General features: G+C 61.2%; 19 protein-coding genes. 9 read left to right on the plus strand and 10 right to left on the minus strand.

Annotated elements, in window-relative coordinates; all coding sequences use genetic code 11:
• The first annotated feature begins 5 nt into the window (after window positions 1–5).
• Genes ACXR0M_RS00235 through ACXR0M_RS00245 form a run of 3 tightly spaced genes read left to right on the plus strand, consistent with a single transcriptional unit; the run spans window position 6 to window position 2,604 of the window.
• Window positions 6–1,085 carry a COX15/CtaA family protein gene (locus tag ACXR0M_RS00235; protein WP_458828859.1) on the plus strand — a complete coding sequence of 360 codons (1,080 nt, stop codon included), beginning with the start codon at window positions 6–8 and terminating at the stop codon, window positions 1,083–1,085.
• Complete coding sequence (gene cyoE, locus ACXR0M_RS00240) at window positions 1,073–1,972, plus strand: heme o synthase (RefSeq protein WP_458828861.1); 900 nt, start codon at window positions 1,073–1,075, stop codon at window positions 1,970–1,972. Before ACXR0M_RS00235 ends, cyoE begins: the two co-directional genes overlap by 13 nt.
• Window positions 1,969–2,604 (plus strand): SCO family protein, encoded by a 636-nt coding sequence (locus ACXR0M_RS00245; protein ID WP_102355457.1) that lies wholly within the window; start codon window positions 1,969–1,971, stop codon window positions 2,602–2,604. Before cyoE ends, ACXR0M_RS00245 begins: the two co-directional genes overlap by 4 nt.
• Window positions 2,605–2,885: 281 nt before the next feature.
• On the opposite strand, the gene ACXR0M_RS00250 is transcribed toward ACXR0M_RS00245, so the two are convergent.
• From ACXR0M_RS00250 to ACXR0M_RS00260, 3 genes are all read right to left on the minus strand, one after another.
• Entirely contained in the window at window positions 2,886–3,656 is a 771-nt protein-coding gene (locus tag ACXR0M_RS00250; protein ID WP_458828863.1) for a MetQ/NlpA family ABC transporter substrate-binding protein, read from the minus strand.
• Between the two features lie 77 nt (window positions 3,657–3,733).
• Window positions 3,734–4,408 carry a methionine ABC transporter permease gene (locus tag ACXR0M_RS00255; RefSeq protein WP_458828865.1) on the minus strand — a complete coding sequence of 225 codons (675 nt, stop codon included), beginning with the start codon at window positions 4,406–4,408 and terminating at the stop codon, window positions 3,734–3,736.
• The gene (locus ACXR0M_RS00260) at window positions 4,408–5,415 is read right to left on the minus strand and encodes a methionine ABC transporter ATP-binding protein (RefSeq protein ID WP_458828867.1); all 1,008 of its coding nucleotides are present in this window, start codon (window positions 5,413–5,415) and stop codon (window positions 4,408–4,410) included. The genes ACXR0M_RS00255 and ACXR0M_RS00260 overlap by 1 nt, the downstream gene beginning before the upstream one ends.
• A 259-nt stretch (window positions 5,416–5,674) precedes the next feature.
• Between ACXR0M_RS00260 and katE the strand changes: the two genes are divergently transcribed.
• Complete coding sequence (katE, locus tag ACXR0M_RS00265) at window positions 5,675–7,816, plus strand: catalase HPII (RefSeq protein ID WP_458828869.1); 2,142 nt, start codon at window positions 5,675–5,677, stop codon at window positions 7,814–7,816.
• A 92-nt stretch (window positions 7,817–7,908) separates the two neighbouring features.
• On the opposite strand, the gene ACXR0M_RS00270 is transcribed toward katE, so the two are convergent.
• Genes ACXR0M_RS00270 through ACXR0M_RS00285 form a run of 4 tightly spaced genes read right to left on the minus strand, consistent with a single transcriptional unit; the run spans window position 7,909 to window position 10,708 of the window.
• Window positions 7,909–8,622 (minus strand): PA5502 family lipoprotein, encoded by a 714-nt coding sequence (locus tag ACXR0M_RS00270; RefSeq protein ID WP_458828871.1) that lies wholly within the window; start codon window positions 8,620–8,622, stop codon window positions 7,909–7,911.
• 37 nt (window positions 8,623–8,659) lie between these two features.
• Window positions 8,660–9,448, minus strand: a complete 789-nt coding sequence (gene znuB / locus ACXR0M_RS00275; protein ID WP_458828872.1) for a zinc ABC transporter permease subunit ZnuB — start codon at window positions 9,446–9,448, stop codon at window positions 8,660–8,662.
• Entirely contained in the window at window positions 9,441–10,226 is a 786-nt protein-coding gene (znuC, locus tag ACXR0M_RS00280; RefSeq protein WP_458828874.1) for a zinc ABC transporter ATP-binding protein ZnuC, read from the minus strand. Before znuC ends, znuB begins: the two co-directional genes overlap by 8 nt.
• Window positions 10,226–10,708, minus strand: coding sequence for a Fur family transcriptional regulator (locus ACXR0M_RS00285; protein ID WP_458828876.1), 483 nt, complete (start codon window positions 10,706–10,708; stop codon window positions 10,226–10,228). The genes znuC and ACXR0M_RS00285 overlap by 1 nt, the downstream gene beginning before the upstream one ends.
• A 66-nt stretch (window positions 10,709–10,774) precedes the next feature.
• Between ACXR0M_RS00285 and ACXR0M_RS00290 the strand changes: the two genes are divergently transcribed.
• Complete coding sequence (locus ACXR0M_RS00290) at window positions 10,775–11,695, plus strand: zinc ABC transporter substrate-binding protein (protein ID WP_458828878.1); 921 nt, start codon at window positions 10,775–10,777, stop codon at window positions 11,693–11,695.
• Window positions 11,696–11,839: 144 nt separating this feature from the next.
• On the opposite strand, the gene ACXR0M_RS00295 is transcribed toward ACXR0M_RS00290, so the two are convergent.
• On the minus strand, window positions 11,840–12,793 hold the full coding sequence (locus ACXR0M_RS00295; protein WP_458828880.1) for a homoserine kinase: 954 nt from the start codon (window positions 12,791–12,793) through the stop codon (window positions 11,840–11,842).
• Between the two features lie 61 nt (window positions 12,794–12,854).
• The gene (locus ACXR0M_RS00300; RefSeq protein WP_458828882.1) at window positions 12,855–13,151 is read right to left on the minus strand and encodes a DUF2782 domain-containing protein; all 297 of its coding nucleotides are present in this window, start codon (window positions 13,149–13,151) and stop codon (window positions 12,855–12,857) included.
• Between the two features lie 74 nt (window positions 13,152–13,225).
• On the opposite strand from ACXR0M_RS00300, the gene polA reads away from it, so the two are divergent.
• On the plus strand, window positions 13,226–16,030 hold the full coding sequence (polA, locus tag ACXR0M_RS00305) for a DNA polymerase I (protein ID WP_458828883.1): 2,805 nt from the start codon (window positions 13,226–13,228) through the stop codon (window positions 16,028–16,030).
• Between the two features lie 424 nt (window positions 16,031–16,454).
• Here the strand turns inward: polA and yihA are convergent, their stop codons facing one another.
• A complete protein-coding gene (yihA, locus tag ACXR0M_RS00310) occupies window positions 16,455–17,099 on the minus strand; it encodes a ribosome biogenesis GTP-binding protein YihA/YsxC (protein WP_458828885.1) in 645 nt (214 codons plus the stop codon).
• A 191-nt stretch (window positions 17,100–17,290) separates the two neighbouring features.
• On the opposite strand from yihA, the gene ACXR0M_RS00315 reads away from it, so the two are divergent.
• The 3 genes from ACXR0M_RS00315 to ACXR0M_RS00325 all read left to right on the plus strand — a co-directional run bounded on the left by ACXR0M_RS00315 (window position 17,291) and on the right by ACXR0M_RS00325 (window position 19,145).
• A complete protein-coding gene (locus ACXR0M_RS00315; protein WP_458828887.1) occupies window positions 17,291–17,596 on the plus strand; it encodes a c-type cytochrome in 306 nt (101 codons plus the stop codon).
• A 32-nt stretch (window positions 17,597–17,628) separates the two neighbouring features.
• Window positions 17,629–18,240 (plus strand): c-type cytochrome, encoded by a 612-nt coding sequence (locus ACXR0M_RS00320; protein WP_458828889.1) that lies wholly within the window; start codon window positions 17,629–17,631, stop codon window positions 18,238–18,240.
• A gap of 263 nt (window positions 18,241–18,503) precedes the next feature.
• Window positions 18,504–19,145, plus strand: a complete 642-nt coding sequence (locus ACXR0M_RS00325; protein WP_458828890.1) for a thiol:disulfide interchange protein DsbA/DsbL — start codon at window positions 18,504–18,506, stop codon at window positions 19,143–19,145.
• The last annotated feature ends 9 nt before the right edge of the window (window positions 19,146–19,154 follow it).

Below are 19,154 nucleotides of genomic sequence, written 5' to 3' on the forward strand. Positions count from 1 at the left end.
TCGTCATGGCCAAACCTGGATTTCGCCTCGCGCTGTTTGCCACCCTGCTGGCACTGATCGTCGTGCTGCTCGGCGCCTACACCCGCCTGACCCACGCCGGCCTGGGCTGCCCGGACTGGCCGGGCTGCTACGGTTTTATCAGCGTGCCGAACAGCGAAGCCCAACTGGCCCATGCCGAACGGCATTACCCCGACTCGCCGGTGGTGGCGCACAAGGGCTGGAACGAGATGATCCACCGCTACTTCGCCGGCACCCTTGGCCTGCTGATTTCGATCCTGGCCGGGCGCGCCTGGGTCAATCGCCGGCATCCCGGTCTGCCATTGAAGCTGCCGCTGTTTCTGTTGGCGGTGGTCTTCGCCCAAGCGGCCTTCGGCATGTGGACGGTGACGCTCAAGCTATGGCCGCAAGTGGTCACCGGGCATTTGCTCGGCGGCTTTGCGACCTTGAGCCTGCTGTTCCTGCTGACCTTGAGGTTGTCCGGCGTGCTGCCGGCGCTGAGCGTGCCCAGGCGCCTGCAGTATTGGGCGACGGCGGGACTGTTGCTGGTGATCGGCCAGATCGCGCTAGGTGGCTGGGTCAGTTCCAACTACGCGGCCGTGGCCTGCATCGACTTCCCGACCTGCCACGGCCAATGGCTGCCGCCGGCTGATTTCGCCAATGGTTTTCACCTGACCCAACACATCGGCCCGAACTACCTCGGCGGCCAACTCGACAGCGATGCGCGCACCGCGATTCATCTGACTCACCGCATTGGCGCACTGCTGGTCACGCTGGTGCTGCTCGGTCTGGCCTGGCAACTTCGGGCGGTGGGCATGACCCGGCTTGCCGGGCTGGTACTGGTCGCCCTCGGTGCCCAAATCAGCCTCGGCATCAGCAACGTGCTGTTCCATCTGCCGCTGCCGGTGGCTGTGGCGCATAACGCCGGCGGCGCCGCGCTGCTGCTGAGCATGGTGCTGGTCAATTACCACGCGCGGACCAGTCTGGTTCGGGTCAAACAGCCGGTACTGGCACGCTGGCGTCTGAGCCCGCGCAAACACCTGGCCGCGCCCGTCACGATAAAAGGAGAAACACCATGGCGCTTCTGATCGGCGAACGTCCGGCGCAGGCGCTGTGGCGTGACTATCTGGAGCTGACCAAGCCGAAAGTGCTGGTGCTGATGCTCATCACCTCGCTGGTCGGGATGTTCCTCGCGACCCGTGCCGGAGTGCCGTGGACCGTGCTGGTGTTCGGCAATCTGGGGATTGCGCTGTGTGCCGGCGGTGCGGCGGTGGTCAATCATGTGGTCGACCGACGTATCGACGCGCTGATGGCGCGCACGCATAAACGACCGTTGGCCGAAGGACGGGTTTCGCCAGCGGCGGCACTGACCTTCGCGCTGGTTTTGGCACTGCTCGGTCAGGCCTTGCTGCTGAGCTTCACCAATGCGCTGACCGCCTGGCTGACCCTCGCCTCGCTGCTCGGTTACGCGGTGATCTACACCGGTTTCCTCAAGCGTGCGACGCCACAGAACATCGTCATCGGCGGCCTCGCCGGCGCGGCACCACCGCTGCTCGGCTGGACCGCTGCCACCGGCCATGTCAGCGCCGAACCGTTGCTGCTGGTGCTGATCATCTTCGCCTGGACCCCGCCGCACTTCTGGGCGCTGGCGATCCATCGCAAGGAGGAATACGCCAAGGCCGACATCCCGATGCTGCCGGTGACCCACGGCGAGCACTACACCAAAGTGCATATTCTGCTGTACACCTTTGCGTTGCTGGCGGTGAGTCTGCTGCCGTACGTGATCCACATGAGCGGCGTGCTCTATCTGCTCTGCGCCCTCGCGCTGGGCGCACGGTTTCTGCAATGGGCCGTGGTGCTGTACCGTGGCACTCGGCCGCACGCGGCGATCAACACCTTCAAGTACTCTATTTATTACTTGTTCCTGTTGTTCATCGCCCTGCTCGTAGACCACTACTTACTGTTGAACTTATGACCCGAACCCAGAAAACCGTCTTCATCCTCGTCGCCGTGATCGCGCTGATCCTGGGACTGACCGTCAACAAAGTGCTGAGCGGCAAGGGCCAGGGCGATCCCACCGCACTGATCGACGCCGGCATCATCCTGCTGCCGCAAAGCCGCACCCTGCCGGGCGTAACCATGACCAATCAGGATGGCCAGCCGGTCGCTATCGACGAATTGAAGGGCAAGTGGAGCCTGCTGTTCTTCGGCTACACCTTCTGCCCGGACATCTGCCCGACCACCCTCGCCCAGTTGCGTCAGATCAAGAGCGAGCTGCCCAAAGACGCGGTGGACAAGTTGCAGATCGTGCTGGTCAGCGTCGACCCGAACCGCGATAACCCGCAGCAGTTGAAGCAGTACCTGGGCTACTTCGATCCGCAGTTCATCGGCCTGACGCCGAAGTCGATCGAAGAGCTGCAGAAAGTGGCGAATGCTGTGAGTATTCCGTTTATCCCGGCCGATACCAGCAAGCCGAATTACACGGTGGATCACAGCGGCAACCTCGCGGTGATCGGGCCGGACGGGACGCAGCGGGGGTTTATTCGGGCGCCGTTGAACAATGCCAAGCTGGTGGCGCAGCTGCCGGTGATGCTTAACCGCAAATAAAGCTGAAGAGCGAAAAGCCCCTCACCCTAGCCCTCTCCCAGAGGGAGAGGGGACTGATTGGGGGATATTCAAGAGTTACGCCGACCTGAAAGTTATCCGCTGAATCCATAATCAATTCGGTCTGTCAGGTCGATGTAGAACGCAAGACACCTCGGTCGGCCCCCTCTCCCTCGGGAGAGGGCTGGGGTGAGGGGCAGCTTCACAGCAGTTGCAAAGCCAAACACCAGACACAAAAAAAGGGGACGCTCATGGCGTCCCCTTTTTCGTTGCAGCCATATCAATCAGAACGCCGGCAATACCGCGCCTTTGTACTTCTCGGTAATGAACTGCTTCACTTCCGGGCTGTGCAGGGCGGCGGCCAGTTTCTGCATGGCATCGCTGTCCTTGTTGTCCGCACGGGACACCAGGATGTTCACGTACGGCGAGTCATTGCCTTCAATGGCCAGCGCATCCTTGGACGGATCGAGCTTGGCTTCCAGCGCGTAGTTGGTGTTGATCAGCGCCAGGTCGACCTGGGTCAGCACACGCGGGATGGTCGCGGCTTCCAGTTCACGGATTTTCAGGTCTTTCGGGTTCTGCGCGACGTCTTTCAGGGTCGACAGAATGTTGGTCGGGTCCTTCAGGGTGATCAGGCCAGCCTTGGCCAGCAGCAGCAGCGCACGGCCGCCGTTGGTGGCGTCGTTCGGGATCACCACGTTGGCGCCGCTTGGCAGGTCCTTCAGATCCTTGATCTTGCTCGAGTAGGCGCCCAATGGTTCCAGGTGCACACCGGTCACGGCCACCAGATTGGTGCCCTTGGCCTTGTTGAACTCATCGAGGTACGGCTGGTGCTGGAAGAAGTTGGCGTCCAGACGCTTTTCGGCCACCTGTACGTTCGGCTGAATGTAGTCGGTGAACACCTTGACCTTCAGATCCACGCCTTCTTTGGCCAGCACTGGCTTCACGAATTCGAGGATTTCCGCGTGCGGCACCGGGGTGGCGGCAACGGTCAGGGTTTCAGCGTGGGCCGAAAAAGCGGCTACGGCAGCGAATGCAGCGATCAGTTTTTTCATTCAGCTAACTCCTTTTGCGGCGCCCGTCTGGCGCCTGCCAGCGAATGGCCGGCTCATTTCTTGATTACCAAAACCGGTTACTTGCGCGAGAAATGCACGACCAGTCGATCACCAACCATTTGCAGCACTTGCACCAGAATCAGCAGCAGCACCACGGTGACGATCATCACGTCAGTCTGGAAACGCTGGTAACCGAAACGGATCGCCAGGTCACCCAGACCTCCGGCGCCGACCACACCGGCCATCGCCGTGTAGGACACCAGAGTAATTGCCGTCACCGTAATCGCGGCGAAGATGCCCGGACGGGCTTCCGGCAGCAAGGCGTTCATGATGATCTGCCGGGTGGTCGCGCCCATCGACTGGGTCGCTTCAATGATGCCGCGATCGACTTCACGCAGCGCGGTTTCCACCAGACGCGCGAAGAACGGGGTTGCGCCCACCACCAACGGCGGAATCGCCCCGGCCACGCCGAGCGAGGTGCCGGTGATCAGCACGGTGAACGGGATCATCACGATCAACAGAATGATGAACGGCAGCGAGCGCAGGATGTTCACCGCCAGCGACATGAAGGCGTAGAGGCCGCGGCTTTCCAGCAACTGCCGCGGGCTGCAGAGGAACAGCAGCACGCCCAGCGGCAGGCCGAGCAGCACGGTGAACAGCAGCGAACCGCCGAGCATCAGCAGGGTGTCGCCGGTGGCCAGCCAGATTTCGTACCAGTCGATGTTGGTGAAGAAGCTGATCAGGTCTTCCATTAGCGCAATACCTCCATGTGAACGTCAGCGGCGGTGAAGCGGGCGAACGCCGCTTCCATGTCGCCACCGGTGACGGCGAGGGTCAATTGCCCGTACGGAATGTCTTTGATGCGGTCGATGCGACCGGCGAGGATGCTGTAGTCGACCCCGGTTTCCCGGGCGACGGTACCGAGCAACGGCGCGTAGGTCGCTTCGCCCTGGAAGGTCAGACGCACGATGCGCCCCGGCACGTGAGCGAAGTCATCACGCTGTTCGCTTTCGTCGATCTGCTCGCTTTCCTGGACGAAGCGCTTGGTGGTCGGGTGCTGCGGATGCAGGAACACATCGGCCACCGAACCTTGCTCGACGATCACCCCGGCATCCATCACCGCCACCTGATCACAGACGCGACGGATCACGTCCATCTCGTGGGTGATCAGGACGATGGTCAGTTTCAGCTCACGGTTGATCTCGGCCAGCAGTTGCAGGACCGACGCGGTGGTCTGCGGGTCGAGGGCACTGGTCGCCTCGTCGCACAGCAGAATCTTCGGCTTGGTCGCCAGAGCGCGGGCAATGCCGACCCGCTGCTTCTGGCCGCCGGACAACTGCGCCGGGTACTTCTTCGCGTGATCGGACAGACCGACCCGCGCCAGCAACTCGGCGACGCGCTGATTGATCTCGCTGGTCGACAGTTCGCCGGCCAGGGTCAGCGGCAGCGCGACGTTGTCGGCCACGGTCTTGGAGGCGAGCAGGTTGAAGTGCTGGAAGATCATCCCGACCTGCTGGCGGAAACGGCGCAGGCCGTTGGCGTCCAGCGCGGTGACTTCTTCGCCGTCGACGATGATCTTGCCGCCAGTGGAGTCTTCCAGACGATTGATCAGCCGCAGCAGGGTACTTTTGCCCGCACCGGAATGGCCGATCAGGCCGAAGACCTGACCGTTTTCAATCGAAAGACTGGTCGGGTGCAGGGCGGGAATGTCCTTACCGGCGACGCGGTAAGTTTTGTGGACGTTTTGAAACTCGATCACGTAGCGAACCTTGTGGGGCGCGTTAGAAAAGGATCAGCGGTTAGCCGGGCGCGCATTTTAGCCTGTCCGTATAGAGGTTCTTAGCATTTATTTCGCAATTGACCTTCGATTTGGCAATAACAGGATCAAAGGTCATAAAAAAGGAACGCGCGTTCCTGCTCATTGGTCACTACTTGAGCGACTTGAAACCTGGGTAACCGCGCCCGGAAAACGCTCAAGAGTCCCTGTTGAAAGGGGTCAACCGAGGAGTTTACGTCTGATGAGTACCAAGAAACCTGCCCCTGGCAAAAGTGAACTGGCCGGCACCGATACCAAGGATCGCGCCAACACCAACGCCAAACTCGACAGCCTGGAGACCTTTCGCTCCGACGCTACCGGCCAGGCCCTGCGCACCAATCAGGGTGTGAAGATTGCCGATAACCAGAACACCCTCAAGGCAGGCCCGCGCGGGCCGTCGCTGCTGGAAGACTTCATCATGCGTGAGAAGATCACGCACTTTGACCACGAACGCATTCCGGAGCGCATCGTCCACGCACGGGGCACTGGCGCGCATGGTTTCTTTCAGACCTACGAGAATCATTCGGCACTGACCAAGGCCGGTTTCCTGCAGGATCCGGGGAAAAAGACCCCGGTATTCGTGCGCTTTTCCACCGTGCAGGGGCCACGCGGCTCCGGTGATACCGTGCGTGACGTGCGTGGTTTCGCGGTGAAATTCTTCACTGACGAAGGCAACTTCGATCTGGTCGGCAACAACATGCCGGTGTTCTTCATTCAGGACGCGATCAAGTTTCCCGACTTCGTCCACGCGGTGAAGCCAGAGCCACACAACGAAATTCCTACCGGCGGCTCGGCCCACGACACCTTCTGGGATTTCGTCTCGCTGGTGCCGGAATCGGCGCACATGGTGATCTGGGCAATGTCCGACCGGGCGATCCCGAAAAGCCTGCGCAGCATGCAGGGCTTTGGCGTGCACACCTTCCGCCTGATCAACGCCGAGGGTAAATCACGCTTCGTCAAATTCCACTGGCGCCCTACTGCCGGCACTTGCTCGCTGGTGTGGGACGAGGCGCAGAAGCTTGCCGGTAAAGATACCGATTACCACCGCCGCGACCTCTGGGAAGCCATCGAGATGGGCGACTACCCGGAATGGGAGTTGGGCGTGCAGGTCATCGAAGAGGAAAACGAACACGACTTCGATTTCGACATCCTCGACCCGACCAAGCTGATCCCCGAAGAAATCGTGCCGATCACCCCGCTGGGCAAGATGACCCTCAACCGCAACCCGGACAACTTCTTCGCGGAGACCGAACAGGTCGCGTTCTGCCCCGGCCACATCGTGCCGGGCATCGACTTCTCCAACGATCCGCTGCTGCAAGGTCGGCTGTTTTCCTACACCGACACGCAAATCAGCCGACTTGGCGGGCCGAATTTTCATGAGCTGCCGATCAACCGTCCGGTGGCACCGTTCCACAACGGCCAGCGCGATGCGCAGCACCGCACCGTCATCGACAAGGGGCGCGCGTCCTACGAGCCGAATTCGATTGATGGCGGCTGGCCGAAGGAGACTCCGCCAGCGGCACAGGACGGTGGCTTCGAAAGTTATCCAGAGCGCATCGACGCGCACAAGATTCGCCAGCGCAGCGAGTCGTTCGGCGATCATTTCTCTCAGGCGCGGCTGTTCTTCAACAGCATGAGCGAGCACGAGAAAGAGCACATTATCGCGGCCTACAGCTTCGAGCTGGGCAAGGTTGAACGCGAGTTCATCCGCGCACGGCAGGTGAACGAGATTCTCGCCAACATCGATCTGGAACTGGCCAAACGTGTCGCGGCCAATCTGGGCTTGCCAGCGCCAAGCAAAGGCACGGTCGAAGCGCGCCAGACGTCGCTCGATCATTCGCCAGCGCTGAGCCAGGCCAATCTGCTGCCGGAAAACATCAAAACGCGCAAAGTGGCGATTCTTGCTGCGAACGGCGTCGATGGTGCGGCGATTGATGCGATGAAGAAGGCGTTGGAAGCTGAAGGTGCACACGCCAAATTGCTCGGTCCGACTTCAGCACCGGTGAAAACCGCTGACGGCAAAACCCTGGCGGTGGATGCGTCGATGGAAGGCATGCCGTCGGTGATCTTCGATGCAGTGTTTGTGCCGGGTGGCGCGGCCTCGATTCAGGCATTGAGCGGCGACGGTGTGGCGTTGCATTACCTGCTGGAGGCGTACAAGCACCTGAAAGCGATTGCGCTGCACGGCGAGGCCAAGCAGTTGCAGGATCTGCTGAAGCTGGAGGCGGATGCGGGATTGCTGCAGGGCAAGGATGTACCGGGATTGACCAAGCCATTCTTTGCGGCGATCGGGCAGCATCGGGTCTGGGCGCGGGAGCCTAAGGCGAAGGCCGTTCCAGCTTAAGTTGTTGGTTGCCTGAAGGACGCCTTCGCGAGCAAGCCCGCTCCCACAGGGTTCACGCAGTACCTGTGGGAGCGGGCTTGCTCGCGAAGCTTTTAAGGTTTACGCGGACTAAGAACTATCTGCGCCGGTACCGTGCGCACGATCTGCTTTTCAATCTGCAGATCAAAATCCGGGTTTAATTTCTTCACCCGTTTAGTCAGCAACGTCGCCAACCATGGATAGTCATTCGTGCGCGGCGCCTGAATGCTCACCGCACACTCATAATTCACCACATCGGCGGCAATCGCATCCAGTTGCCGGCGAAGTTTGCGGCTGTCGTTGATGTTCAGCGCCACCGTGGTGCTTTCGGCGGTCGGATCGATCACCTTGGCTTTTGGCTTGGCTTCAGCCGCCAGCAGTGCCGCTTCGGCCTTTTCCAGCTCGGCTTTGCGGGCTTCGGTAATGGCACCGTTGACGCCACGGGTCAGCGCCGGCGCCTTCGGCATCAGGACGCGAGCGCGGCTCAGCGCGGTGGCGGCAGCGTTCACATCACCCTTCTGCAGCACGATCTGGCTGCGGCGCAGATAGGCCTCGGCCAACTGCCGCTGGTACTGCTCAAGGGACTGATCGTTGGGGGTGTCTTTCTGCAAAGCCGCCAGTTGGTCTTCGGCGGTGGCCAGCTCGCTGCTGGCCAGGCTTTGTTCCAGCTGTGCGATGGCCGTGGCCCGCGCGTCGGGGGCTTCGGCCACCGGCGGCGTGCTTTGGCAGGCGCCCAGTAGCACGGAAAATGCGACAAGGAGCAGATAACGGGAGGCGAACGGCTTCATTCCTGCGACTCTCTAATTGCGCAAAAAGCGGCCAAGTCTACACCCCACGACGGGGCAGAACAAAACTCAGCAGAAACAGTGCGGCCGCCGTCACAACGATTGACGGCCCCGCCGGGGTGTCCTTGAACCATGACAGCGCCAGCCCGCCACACACCGCGAGCATGCCCAGCAGGCTCGCGCCCAGGGCCATCTGCTCCGGTGAGCGGGCGTGACGCTGTGCCGCAGCCGCCGGAATGATCAGCAGCGAAGTGATCAGCAACACCCCGACGATTTTCATCGCCACCGCGATCACCACCGCGATCAACAGCATCAGCGCCATGCGCAAGCCCGCCACCGGCAGGCCTTCGACCCTGGCCAATTCCTCATGCACGGTGATCGCCAGCAGCGGTCGCCACAGCGTCACCAAAAGCACCAGCACCGCCGCGCTGCCGCCTAGAATCCACCCAAGATCGGTCGGGCTGATCGCCAGCAGATCGCCGAACAGATAGGCCATCAGATCGATCCGCACTTCATGCATGAAGCTTAGTACCACCAGGCCGAGAGAGAGCGTGCTCGGCGCGAGAATTCCCAACAGCGTGTCAGACGCCAGCGGTTGGCGCTGCTGCAAGGTCACCAGCAGCACCGCCAGCAGCAGACAGCCGACCGTCACCGCAACCGTCGGGCTGACATCCAGCAGAAAGCCCAGCGCCACACCGAGCAACGCGGCGTGGGACAGGGTGTCGCCGAAATAGGCCATGCGCCGCCAGACCACAAACGAGCCGAGCGGACCCGCCACCACCGCCAACGCCAGACCTGCAAGCAGGGCATACAACAGAAAATCAGCCATGCTTGCAGTGGTCTCCGTGAACGTGGGTGTGGCCCGCAGCGGGCGCCTTGACCACCGACCCGTGCAGGTCGTGGGCGTGGTCGTGATGGTGGTGATAGATCGCCAGGCTCTGCGCGTTCTTGCCGAACAGCTCGACGAACGCCGGATCGCCGCTGACCTGCTCGGGATGCCCGGAGCAGCAGACGTGGCGGTTGAGGCAGACCACCTGATCGGTGGTGCTCATCACCAGATGCAAATCGTGCGACACCATCAGCACGCCGCAGCCGTGACGGTCACGCAGGCGGGTGATCAGGCTGTAAAGCTCGGCCTGCCCGGCGACATCGACGCCTTGCACCGGCTCATCGAGCACCAGCAACTCCGGCTCGCGCAGCAGCGCCCGGGCCAGCAGCACGCGCTGCATCTCGCCCCCGGAAACGCTTTGCACCGGGCTGTCGATGACGTGTTCGGCGCCGACTTCCTTCAACGCGGCCAATGCACGCGGGCGGTCCACGCCGGGCACCAGACGCAGGAAGCGCAGCACCGACAGCGGCAAGGTCGGATCGACGTGCAGCTTCTGCGGCATATAGCCGACACGCAGTTTGGGCTTGCGCCAGACACTGCCGCTGTCAGGCTTCAACAGCCCGAGCACGGCGCGCACCAGCGTGGTCTTGCCGGCGCCGTTGGGGCCGATCAGGGTGACGATCTGCCCCGGCTCGACGCTCAGCTCAATGTTGTCGAGCACAGTCTGCCCGGCAAAGGTGACGGCGACCTGCTGCAGACGAATCAACGGGTTGCTCATCAGGCCCCCTGGCAACCGGAGCACAGGCCGACGACTTCGACGGTCTGTGCTTCGACGATGAAACCGACGTCCCTGGCGCTGCTGATGATCGCGTCACTGATCACTTTTTGCTCAAGCTCGATCGCCGCGTGGCAATCGCGGCAGATCAGAAACTGGCCCTGATGCGCATGCTCCGGATGCACGCAACCGACAAAGGCGTTGAGCGAAGAGATGCGATGCACCAGACCGTTTTCCAGAAGAAAATCCAGCGCGCGGTACACAGTGGGCGGCGCCGCGCGGCGACCGTCCTGCTCGCTCAGTACGGCGAGAATGTCGTAAGCGCCCAGCGGCTTGTGGCTCTGCCACACCAGTTCCAGCACCCGCCGGCGCAACGCAGTCAGGCGCAGGCCTTTCTGGGCGCACAGGGTATCGGCCTCGGTCAGTGCGCTGTGTACGCAATGAGAGTGGTCGTGGGGACGGCTGGCAATCGGTGTAATAGGCATGGGCGGCGACGAGTTTTGATAGAGACGTTATTATGTTACCCGTTCTCGCCTACCTGAGTGGTCATCGTGTCTCGACTTTTTTCTGTTTTTGTGGCGTTTGTCGCCAGTTTTCTGCTGATCGGTCCGGCTCAGGCCGAGGTCAAGGTCCTTACCAGCATCAAACCGCTGCAGTTGATTGCGGCGGCCGTGCAGGACGGCGTGGCCATCCCGGAAGTGCTGCTGCCGCCGGGCGCTTCGCCGCATAACTACGCGCTGCGTCCGTCCGACGTGCGCAAGGTGCAATCGGTGGATCTGCTGTACTGGATCGGCCCGGACATGGAAGGTTTCCTGCCCCGCGTGCTCAACGGCCGAACCCTGCCGAGCGTGGCCGTGCAGGATCTGCCGGGCATGAAGCTGCGTCGCTTCGCCGAAGACAGCCACTCCCACGCTGAAGACGCCGACGAGCATGACCACGATCACCGTCCGGGCACCCTTGATGCACATTTGTGGTTATCGCCGGTCAACGCGCGGGTGATCGCCGAGAAAATGGCCGTCGACCTCAGCGCGGCCGATCCGGCCAATGCCGAACGCTATCAAAGCAACGCCAAGGCTTTCGACGAACGTCTCGATGCGCTGGATGCACGCTTGAAAAAGCGTCTGGCCAGTGTTGAAGGAAAGCCGTACTTCGTATTCCACGAGGCTTTCGATTACTTCGAAGAGGCTTACGGTCTGAAACACACCGGCGTGTTCAGCGTCGCCGCCGAAGTGCAGCCGGGCGCGCAGCATGTCGCAGCAATGCGCAAACGCTTGCAGGAAGTGGGCAAGACCTGTGTGTTCAGCGAGCCGCCGCTGCGACCGCGTCTGGCCGAAACCCTCGTGGCCGGCCTGCCGGTAAAACTGGCGGAGCTGGATGCGCTGGGCGGATACACCCCGGCGACGGCTCAGGGATATGAGCAGGTGCTGGAGAAGTTGGGCAATGATCTGGCCGGGTGCCTGGAATCGTTGTAACCCCACAAAACCCTGTGGGAGCGAGCTTGCTCCGGGCGGCGCTCCGACGAAAGCGGTGGGCCAGTCAACGCATATGCTGAATGTGCCGTCGCATTCGCGAGCAAGCCCGCTCCCACAGGATCGAGTTAGCTTTCAGAATTTAACTCAGAGGGCGAACGGCAACGACGTACTCACCTGCTGCCGTTGCGCCAACCGCAACTCGAACTCCCGCGGATCGTGAATCAACACATCCTGCCCTGCAAACTGCTCGGCGGCGATCAACCGCGACAGCCAGAACCGCACACACGCCACGCGCAGCATGGTCGGCCACAGCTCGGCCTCTGCCGCCGTGAACGGCCGCCGCGCCGCGTAGGCACCCAGGAACGCGCGAGCACGCGGGCCATCGATCAGGCCCTCCTCGTCCGAACACCAGTCGTTCAAGGCAATCGCCACGTCATACAGCATCGGCCCGGAGCAGGCGTTGTAGAAGTCGATCAGGCCGGTCAGGTGCGTGCCTTCGAACATCGCGTTATCACGGAACAGGTCGGCGTGGATGTTGGCCCGTGGCAGCGCGAGAATTTTCTCTTTCTGCGCGGTGATTTCTTCCAGCGCCTTGTGCAGCAGCGCACGCGGCTCGTCGCTCAGGTGCGAGAGAAAGTCGCTGCCCTCCTCCAGCATCCAGTCCAGGCCACGGTCGGTCTTGCGCTTGATCATCCGCTCGCCCTGGGTCGCCAGGTGCAGATGCGCCTGCAACTCGCCGACCTGCGCGCAATGCTGCGCGTTGGCGACCTTGATGTGCTTGCCCGACAGCCGCGGCTGCAGCAGCGCCGGCTTGCCCTTCAGCTCACGCAGCGCCACGCCGTCGGTGGTGCGCAGTGCGTAAGGCACCGGCAGATCGGCTTCGTGCAGCACGTCGAGCAGGTCAATGAAGAACGGCATCTCCTGCACCGGGCCGCGCTCGACCAGGGTCAGGACGAACTCGCCCTGCTCCAGGCTGATAAAGAAATTGGTGTTTTCGCTGCCGGCGGCGATCCCCTGGAAATCGAGCAGACGGCCAAGCCCGTAAGGGGCGAGAAAGGTTTCCAGCTCGGGCCGAGCCAGGGGGGTGAACACAGACATGGTTAAAAACTGCTCAGTGCGGGCGCCGCGATCGAGCGGCGCCGATTAAAAGTCGGGAAACTTACTTCCAGGTAAAGATTTCCCACGACGGAATCAGCATATCCGGCTGGTCAGAGCGGATGTAGTTCGCGTCCGAACCATCGGCGCGCACCAGAAAATACGGCTTGCCGCCCTTGGGCGTGACCTTGATCGCATAGACGAAGCCACTGCGGCTGTATTCCTGAATGACCTTGTCGCCTTCGGTGTGGGTGTTGATGGTCACTTCCGGCTCCGCCGACGGTGAATCATCCGCCGCCATCGCGGCCAAAGGTGAGACAGCAATCAACCCGACCAGCAGCAAGCGATTTAACGTACGCATGATAACCTTGTCCCTTTGTCGTCAACGGTCCCGCTATTCTAGCGCCGGGCCCGCCGAAAAGGTTGATTCTGCTCATGAGCCAAGCCCCCCTCGTCCTGGTGGACGGTTCGTCCTACCTGTACCGCGCTTTCCATGCACTGCCACCGCTGACCACCTCCAAAGGCCTGCCGACCGGCGCGGTCAAAGGCGTGCTGAACATGCTCAAGAGTCTGCGCAAGCAGTACCCGGACAGCCCGTTCGCGGTGGTCTTCGACGCCAAGGGCGGGACGTTTCGCGATGAGATGTACGCCGAATACAAGGCCAACCGCCCGAGCATGCCCGACGACATGCGCGTGCAGATCGAGCCGCTGCACCAGAGCGTGATCGCCCTCGGCTTCCCGCTGCTGTGCGTGGAAGGCGTCGAGGCTGACGACGTGATCGGCACCCTCGCCCGCAGCAGCGCGGCGGCGGATCGCCCGGTGATCATCTCCACCGGCGACAAGGACATGGCGCAACTGGTCGACGGCCACATTACCTTGGTCAACACCATGTCCGGTAGCTCGATGGACGTCGAGGGCGTGAAGGAGAAATTCGGCGTCGCTCCGGAGCAGATCATCGATTATCTGGCACTGATGGGCGATTCTTCCGACAACATTCCGGGCGTTCCTGGCATTGGCCCGAAGACCGCGTCTGGCCTGCTCGTCGGCGTCAACGGCGGCCTGACCGAGCTTTACGCCAATCTCGACATGGTCCCGACCCTGCCGATTCGCGGCGCGAAAACCCTGCCGGCCAAACTAGAAGAACACAAGGAGATGGCATTCCTCTCCTATCAACTGGCGACCATCAAGATCGATGTGCCGCTGGACATCAGCCTCGACGACCTGCAGATGGGCCCGGAAGACCCGGCCAAGCTTTACGAGCTCTACAGCCTGCTGGAATTCAAGAGCTGGCTGAATGATCTGGATCGCGACGCCAAGCGTCAGGAACTGAGCGCTGCCACCGAGCCTGCGCCGGCCGGCGATCTGTTCAGTGCGCCGCCAGCCGAGGCGTCCGCCGCCCCTGCTGAGGCCGCTTACGAAACCATCCTCGATCAGGCGCGTTTCTACGTCTGGCTGGAAAAACTGCAGAACGCCAAACTGTTCGCCTTCGACACCGAAACCACCGGCATCGACGCGCAGCAGGCGCAACTGGTCGGCCTGTCGTTCGCGGTGCAGGCCAACGAAGCGGCGTACATCCCGCTGACCCACTCCTACATCGGCGTGCCGGAGCAACTGGATCGCGACAGCGTGCTGCGCGCGTTGAAGCCGATTCTCGAAGATCCGAACAAGCTCAAGGTCGGCCAGCACGCCAAGTTCGACATGAACATTCTGGCCAACTGCGCCATCGGTGGCGATCAGAGCCAGGGCATCAACGTGCGTGGCATCGCCTTCGACACCATGCTTGAGTCCTATGTGCTCAATTCCACCGCGACCCGTCACGACATGGACAGCCTCGCCCAGAAGTACCTGGATCACACCACCGTGAGCTTCCAGGACATCGCCGGCAAAGGCGCCAAGCAACTGACCTTCGACCAGATCGCCCTGGAACAGGCCGGGCCGTATGCCGCCGAAGACGCCGACATCACCTTGCGTCTGCACCAGACGCTGTTTGCCAAACTCAACGCGATCCCGAGCCTGGCCAGCGTGCTGACCGACATCGAAATCCCGCTGGTGCCGGTGCTGGCGCGCATCGAGCGTCAGGGCGCATTCGTTGATGCCGAACTGCTCGGCATCCAGAGCATCGAGCTCGGCAACAAGATGGTCGCGCTGGAGCGCGAAGCGTTCGAGATCGCGGGCGAAGAATTCAACCTTGGCTCGCCGAAGCAGTTGGGCGTAATCCTTTACGAAAAACTCGGCCTGCCGGTGCTGAAGAAAACCGCCAAGGGCCAGCCATCCACCGCCGAGGAAGTGTTGGCGAAGCTCGCCGAGGACGATCACCGCTTGCCGAAAGTGCTGATGGAGCATCGCTCCATGAGCAAGTTGAAGAGCACCTACACAGATCGCCTGCCGGAGCAGATCAACCCGCGCACCGGGCGCATCCACACCTCGTACCATCAGGCCGTGGCCTCCACCGGTCGCCTGTCGTCCAGCGATCCGAACCTGCAGAACATTCCGGTGCGCACCGCTGAAGGCCGGCGCATCCGCCAGGCGTTCGTCGCACCAAAAGGCTACAAATTGCTGGCGGCTGACTACTCGCAGATCGAACTGCGGATCATGGCCCATCTGTCCAAAGACGAAGGCCTGATGAATGCCTTCCGCAACAATCTGGACGTGCACACCGCGACCGCCGCCGAAGTGTTCAAGGTCGAGCTGAATGAAGTGACCTCCGACCAGCGCCGTGGCGCCAAGGCGATCAACTTCGGCCTGATCTATGGCATGGGCGCGCAGAAACTCGGCAAGGACATCGGCGTCGATACCAAAACCGCCAAGGCGTACATCGATACTTACTTCGCACGCTATCCGGGCGTGCGCGACTACATGGAGCGCACCCGCAAGCAGGCTGCCGATCAAGGCTATGTCGAGACATTCTTCGGCCGCCGTCTGTACCTGCCGGAGATCAACTCGAACAAGCCGCAGGAACGCGCCGCCGCCGAACGCACGGCGATCAACGCGCCGATGCAGGGCACCGCTGCCGACATCATCAAGAAAGCCATGGTGGCGGTGGATAACTGGCTGGCCGTGTCCGGGCTGGACGCCAGAGTCATCCTGCAGGTGCACGACGAACTGGTGCTGGAGGTGCGCGAAGACCTGGTCGATCAGGTGAGTCAGGAAATCCGCCTGCACATGAGCGAAGCGGCGAAGCTCGACGTGCCATTGCTGGTGGAAGTGGGCGTTGGCAACAACTGGGATGAAGCGCACTAAGGCGTCTGCACCGGGCGTTTGCTGCGACACGCTGTCGCGGCAAACGCTGTAAATACGCTTATCGCGAAACGCGCTTGGGGTTATTCCAAAGCTTTTTGAAAAAAATCTGAACTAATCTGGCAACCCGGTACTCAGAGATACTGAATGGCTGGTGAAGCCCTTCAATGCTCCTATGTTGTGTTAAGTGTTGGCAGATATCTGAACCCCGCCCTAGCGGTTCGGAACTTAAACCCCGGAACTTCTACCTCCCCAAATGAAGTCCGGGGCTTTTTTTTGCCCCAAAACTGGCTGTGGCGCCGTCAGGCTGCGTTAAAAGCATCGCTAAAAATGCTCATTTAGGTCCCCTAAAGTCGAGCGCGACCCCGGCCGTTTTAGCGATGCTTTTGCCTTGCCTGCCAGCACCACAGACAGTTTTGAAGATATCTTACTCAGCCGGCGCTTCCGCGCCTTTATCGGCCAGTTCCATCCAGCCTGCCAACACAGTGTAGGCCTCTTCCAGGCCCATGCGTTTTGGCGCCGAGAACAGCTGGATGGTCACCAGATCGCCCCAGCCCTTGCGGATTTCCGACTGTACTTTGAGCAGCGTGTTCTTGGCGGCGCCGTAGGTCAGCTTGTCGGCCTTGGTCAGCAGAATGTGCATCGGCATGCCGGCAGCGACGGCCCAGTCGAGCATCAGCAGGTCGAAGTCGGTCATTGGATGACGGATGTCCATCATCAGAATCAAACCTTTCAGACTTTCCCGGCCACCGAGGTATGCCTCGAGGTGACGCTGCCAGTGTTGCTTGAGCGGGATCGGGACTTTTGCATAACCATAGCCTGGAAGGTCGACCAGACGCCGTTCATCGTCTAGCTTGAAGAAGTTCAACAGCTGTGTGCGCCCCGGGGTTTTCGAGGTGCGCGCCAGGCTGGCGTGAGTCAGGGTGTTCAGCGCGCTGGATTTACCGGCGTTGGAACGACCGGCGAACGCCACTTCGAAGCCTTCGTCGTCAGGGCACTGATCGACCTTGGCGGCACTGAGCATGAACGTGGACTGTTGGCACAGGCCGAGGATGGGATTCTTGAGTTGCATGGGATTTCCGATGTGGGCGGCGCCGGGATTGGGCGCGGAACGCGGTGTCGCTTCCGTTTCAGTGACGCCAGTATATAATGCCGCAGATTTTGTGTGTGCTTTGTCCCAGCGAAGGATGAAGTTCACGAGAGCCAAAGACCTTGATTGCGCATCAGAACGCAGAACGCTCTCAACCCTGAAAAGGTCGTTTTATGACGAAATGGCTGCTGGCTGCCGGAGTCCTGATACCGCTTTACGGCGCACAGGCTACACAGGAACCGGAAGCCGTGTACAACCGTGTTTGTACTGCCTGTCATTCCGGCCAGTTGCCCATGGCGCCCGAAAGAGGCGATCGGGCAGCCTGGACGCCGAGGTTGGCGAAAGGTATGGAGACGCTGGTGCAACATGTGACCCAGGGTTTCAAGGCGATGCCGCCGCGTGGTTTGTGCATGGACTGCAGTGCCGAGGATTACCAGGCCATCATCCTTTGGATGAGCGAGAGTAAACCCGGTCCATAACTCTTAACCCTTAGCCGTAGTTGGATTAGCTGATGAACAAATTGATCGTGAGTCTGCTGTTGACCGTGGGAATCTCCGGCATCGCCCATGCTGCAGGTGATGCAGCAGCCGGCCAGGCAAAAGCTGCCGTATGCGGAGCCTGCCATGGCCCGGACGGCAATAGCATGGCACCAAACTTTCCAAAACTGGCAGGACAGGGTGAACGCTACCTGACCAAGCAGCTGCACGACATCAAGTCGGGCAAACGCACCGTTCTGGAAATGACCGGCCTGCTGACCAACCTGAGCGATCAGGACCTTTCCGACATCGCCGCCTATTTCGCCAGCCAGAAAGGCAGCGTCGGCGCCGCCGATCCTAAAATCGTCGCCCGCGGTGAAGCCCTGTTCCGTGGCGGCAACCTGGACAGAGGCCTGCCAGCCTGCACCGGCTGCCACTCGCCAAATGGCGCCGGCAACGCAGCCGCCGGCTTCCCGCACCTGGGTGGCCAACACGCTCAATACATCGCCAAACAACTGACCGATTTCCGCAAGGAAGAAGGCGGACGCGCCAATGATGGCGATGCCATGACCATGCGCACCATCGCGCGCAAACTGAGCGACGAAGACATCGCTGCAGTCGCCAGCTATATCCAAGGTCTGCACTAAGCGCGTCGCGTCGGGCGTTGAGCTAGCTGAAGGTCAAAAGATCGCAGCCTTCGGCAGCTCCTGCAGGGGGTTACGCCGTTCAATGCAGCGGCGGACATCTCCTGCAACGTTAACGCTCGATTAATCCGGCGCAGCAAGTATAAAAAGGGTGGCTTAGGCCGCCCTTTTTTGTGGCCGCTACCGTTACACTACAGAACTCATGCCCGCCAGGACCTGTCTGAAAACAGGTCGCGCGAGGCGACCAAAATTGTCAGGAGTAAAGCATGCGTAATCTGATCATCAGCGCCGCTCTCGTCGCTGCCAGCCTGTTCGGCGTGACCGCCCAGGCCGCCGAAGCACCAGCCGCCCCTTACGTCGAGCTGGCCAACCCGGTGCCGGTGGCAGAGCCTGGCAAGATCGAGGTGGTCGAGCTGTTCTGGTACGGCTGCCCGCACTGCTATGCATTCGAGCCGGTGATCAATCCATGGGTTGAAAAACTGCCGTCGGACGTCAACTTCGTGCGCATTCCTGCCATGTTCGGCGGCCCGTGGGACGCTCACGGCCAGATGTTCCTGACCCTGGAAGCGATGGGTGTCGAGCACAAGGTTCACGCCGCGGTATTCAATGCGATTCAGAAAGAACACAAGAAGCTGACCGACAAGAACGACATGGCCGACTTCCTCGCCACTCAAGGCGTGGACAAGGACAAGTTCCTCGCCACCTTCGACTCGTTCGCCATCAAGGGCCAGATCATCAAGGCTCGCGAACTGGCGAAGAAGTATGAAATCACTGGCGTGCCTACCATGATCGTCAACGGCAAGTACCGCTTCGACATCGGCTCCGCCGGTGGTGCCGAAGAAGCCTTGAAACTGGCTGATCAACTGGTCGCCAAAGAGCGAGCGGCCAACAAGGCAGCCGCCAACTAAGCGCGGTCA

The organism is Pseudomonas sp. Eth.TT006, assembly GCF_054456575.1.